This window comes from Pseudomonas sp. EA_65y_Pfl1_P113, from assembly GCF_963970525.1.
Lineage (GTDB): Bacteria > Pseudomonadota > Gammaproteobacteria > Pseudomonadales > Pseudomonadaceae > Aquipseudomonas > Aquipseudomonas tritici.
Genome location: NZ_CAXAQM010000388.1, coordinates 1 through 506 on the forward strand (window position 1 = coordinate 1; position 506 = coordinate 506).

The window sequence follows — 506 nt, forward strand, 5'->3', positions numbered from 1 at the left end:
TGATGCTGACCGCAGAACATCTCGCCGACGTGATCGGCCCGCGCATGACCAATTCCCCCGCGATGCGCACGGCGGAGACCTGGACCCAGGCGAAGTTCACCGAATGGGGGCTGAAGAACGTCCACAAGGAAGGCTTCGATTTCGGTCGCGGCTGGTCCATCGTCAGTTCCAGCGTGAAGATGCTGACCCCGCGCCCGATCCAGCTCACCGCGATCCCCATTGCGTGGACGCCCGGCACCAACGGGCCGATTGCGGCACCGGTCATCGTCGCGCCGATTTCACGCGTGCGCGATTTCGACAAGTGGCGCGGCAAGCTGTCGGGCAAGATCGTCATGGTCACGCTGCCCAACACTGGCTCCGAACCGGGCGAGGCTCCCTTCCAGCGCTATACCGGCGAAGAACTTGGCAAGCTCGACCAATATCAACAGCCCACCTACAATCCCGAAGCCGCCGACCGCCGCCTGAAGCGCCTCGATTTTGCGAAGAAGCTCGATGCCTTCCTGAAG

Annotated in this window: 1 protein-coding gene; it reads left to right on the plus strand. The window is 63.0% G+C overall.

Annotated features, from left to right (window positions below; translation table 11 throughout):
- Nucleotides 1–506, plus strand: a 506-nt coding sequence (locus AACY52_RS30200) for a hypothetical protein (RefSeq protein ID WP_339561361.1), incomplete at both ends; no start/stop codon positions are given.